Consider the following 2,976-nt stretch of genomic DNA (forward strand, 5'->3'; position numbering starts at 1 on the left):
AAGAATGTCTACTTCACGATCAGCCAATTGATAGCTTGCCATATGGTCATTCTCATTGATTTTCTCGGTTGACCAGCCTAGACTTTTTAAAAGTGCATGAGCACTTTCCATGGTGAGACGATCATCAGTGTCATCCGCTTCATCCACTTCCTCTGCCACTTCAACAGAAGTTGTTTTAGAAGCAACAGATGCTGTTTGCGGATCCAAGCTTAAAATCGGAGCGTTTTTAGGAAAACCAGTCCGATAACGGCGTGCAAGAGCAAGGACGTTATCAATAATATGTGCTATGTTTTCCCTTATCAAAGCTGAAAAGTTTTTATCCTTCAAACTTTCCTTATAAAATTTGAGTTTTTCAACATCCCCAATAAGAATAAGTGCAATAAGGTGCAACTTCGCAAAATCATATTCACTGTCTGGGGACAAAGCCGCATAATCATAGATGATTTGATTCACATTTTGTCGATCAGCCCAGCACAAAATATCCGCACTGATCTGTTTCAGCTTGCCTTCATCCAATTCAGTACTAGAAACTGCATAAACTTCTTCTGATTCTTTAAGAACGGTATATTGGGGAGTATTGATGAAAATAGATCGATAAGCTGTAGAAAAACCAAGTGTTGAAAGAGAAACCTTGAAGGTAACAAATGGTGTCTCTCCTTTTTTATCAAGGTCGTACACTATATTAATGATACGATCTTTCGTTATAAAATAAGCATTGCAATTGTAATTTTTATCACGATAGACTGTCCAGTCCATCCTTTTTAAGTCTTCAGAAACTGTATTAAGAAAAGACAAATCTTGTAAACTAAGACGATCATCTATAGCTTTTCGCTCATTAAGGATTTTCAGATATTCTTCAGCAAATTGAACGGCATGGTTAATATATCTCTCTACTTCACGGTCATCCAAAATCTCAGAAATCTTACCGGCTTCTAAAAAATTTTGATAAGATTTCAGAACATCAATTTGACCTGTCAATGCTAAACAAGCCAAATGCCAGACTATACGTATATTGTAGCTATACTTTTGAACACGTGTTTTGCTTTCTATTGATGCTTGTAAATCTTGGGCACGTGCCCACTGTATTATCCGCTCAGAGATTTTGATAAGCTCTTGCTCATCTAATGTCTCTACACAAATATCAATGCCTTTACCAAAACCACTAAAAACCCCCCCCCCCAATCGTATTAAAAGAATTATAAATATTTTTAGGAGAAACACACCAATATTCCTTACTATAGTGAATACAATTGCAAGCGACAGAAATCATTTCATTAGATATTTCAGCTTCAATACGGACATTGTAATTATCATGAAGACGTATAAAACCAAAATCAAATTGAATAAAGCGGTCGGGCAAAATCAACCACATTTTTCCAGGTTCCGTTGAAAACCACCCTTGTGTTTTAAGAACGCGCATTGCTGCTGTGAGACTTATCGAGCGCTGTTTTGGCTTCTTGCGCGTTAGAATATCGTCTAATTCCCCATTTTTATAGGCCTGTGCAAAAAAAAGCAGGCGATCATCCGATGTCATTGTTTTATAATCAGCAAATTCTGGCACAGATAGTTTTGGGGTAGATCTATCACTCCTTAAAGCCTCCATATCACCAAGTAATGCTTGTGCAACGGCAGAATGATTAGTAGCTTCCTCGCACAACTTTTTTTCAATATCCTGTGCTTGCGCCCATGCAATCACTTTGTTTAAAGCGGTTGTGATATGGCTTTCGGAAAGATCCGGAGCTTTAACATTAAAATCCTCCTTCGCGTAAAACAGCACATCTCCATATTTACGCTGTGATTTTTCACCTCTAGAATATTCCCGAGCAAGACAATAAGCAGCGGTGGTGAGATCAGCCGAAAGCAAAAACTCTTTGCCACTCTCTCCATAATTTTTTACACCATAGCCAATACCTACAATGCGATCGGGAAGATGATAATGCGCAAAAGTATCCCCCACGTTATCACGATAAGGCTCCCAGCCCAGTCTTTTTAAAATCTCTGTGACATCTTTAGTTTGCATCATCATTCCCCCAGCATGATCTGTAATTCTTTTACATAAAAATTACTTGTATAATACTTAGGCTCTCTAGAAAGACTATATATTTCCTCTATCAATTTCACCTCTTCCATAGTTTTTTCCAAAAGCTCTTGTAAAAAGGGATAGGTTGCGGAGTGGGAGTGTGCTCAATCTTTTCAATCGGTTGGTCACCTTCAGGTATCTCAGCTCCCACGTGTACTTTAATTCTTTTGCAAAGGAATTCATAAAAATTACTTGCGTAATATTCGGACTCCTCATCCGCAAACATGACATAGAGTGGGCATTCACCATCCCGAAACTGCGTATAATCAAAGTAAAAGGTTTCATCAAGATCATAACTCACAACGAGCTGTTCTGGTGTCGCAAAACCATGTTTTCTATCGAGTAAGTTTTGGTAAACAATATCACCAGCAGGAATACCTTCCCCACAATCTCCATAAAGGCTATAAATTTCTTCACCACCAATTTCTCCTCCTCCATATTTTTTTAAGAAAACTTTGTAAGAGGATGTGAATTGCAAGCCGAGAGTTTTCTCCGCCTTTTCAATCTGTAAATCATCTGTTTCATTCTCTTCATCATCTTCACTACCCAAATTGATAATCTCATCATCATATTTATTCACTTTATCAATTAATACTGCAACATCATCTAAGGTATAGGTTTTCATAGATGATCCTCAAAACGTGCGTTATAAACGCTCCATATTTCCTCGCTATCAATTTCACCTCTTCCATAATTTTTTCCAAAAACTCTTGTAAAAAGGGATAGGTTGCGGAGTGGGAGTGTTCTCAATCTTTTCAATTGGTTGGTCACCATCAAGTATCTCTTCTCCCGCGTGTACTTTAATTCTTTTGCAAAGGAATTCATAAAAATTACTGGCGTAATATTCGCAATTATCCAATGGATACATAACATAGATTGGACATTCTCCATCCCGA

Annotated in this window: 1 protein-coding gene and 2 pseudogenes; all 3 read right to left on the bottom strand. The window is 37.7% G+C overall.

Annotation, left to right across the window (positions count from 1 at the left end; translation table 11 throughout):
* Nucleotides 1–2,020, bottom strand: a pseudogene (locus ACFIMC_RS01390) (DUF6990 domain-containing protein); the annotation flags it as partial.
* A 97-nt stretch (nucleotides 2,021–2,117) separates the two neighbouring features.
* Nucleotides 2,118–2,705, bottom strand: coding sequence for an SMI1/KNR4 family protein (locus ACFIMC_RS01395; protein ID WP_375680733.1), 588 nt, complete (start codon nucleotides 2,703–2,705; stop codon nucleotides 2,118–2,120).
* 54 nt (nucleotides 2,706–2,759) lie between these two features.
* Nucleotides 2,760–2,976: pseudogene (locus tag ACFIMC_RS01400) on the bottom strand (SMI1/KNR4 family protein); the annotation flags it as partial.

Source organism: Bartonella sp. AP21QHHD (assembly GCF_042196205.1).
Lineage (GTDB): Bacteria > Pseudomonadota > Alphaproteobacteria > Rhizobiales > Rhizobiaceae > Bartonella.

Excerpts from the sequence above, each read along its gene's own strand:
- ACFIMC_RS01395 (WP_375680733.1), bottom strand. The coding sequence starts at position 2,705 with ATGAAAACCTATACCTTAGATGATGTTGCAGTATTAATTGATAAAGTG.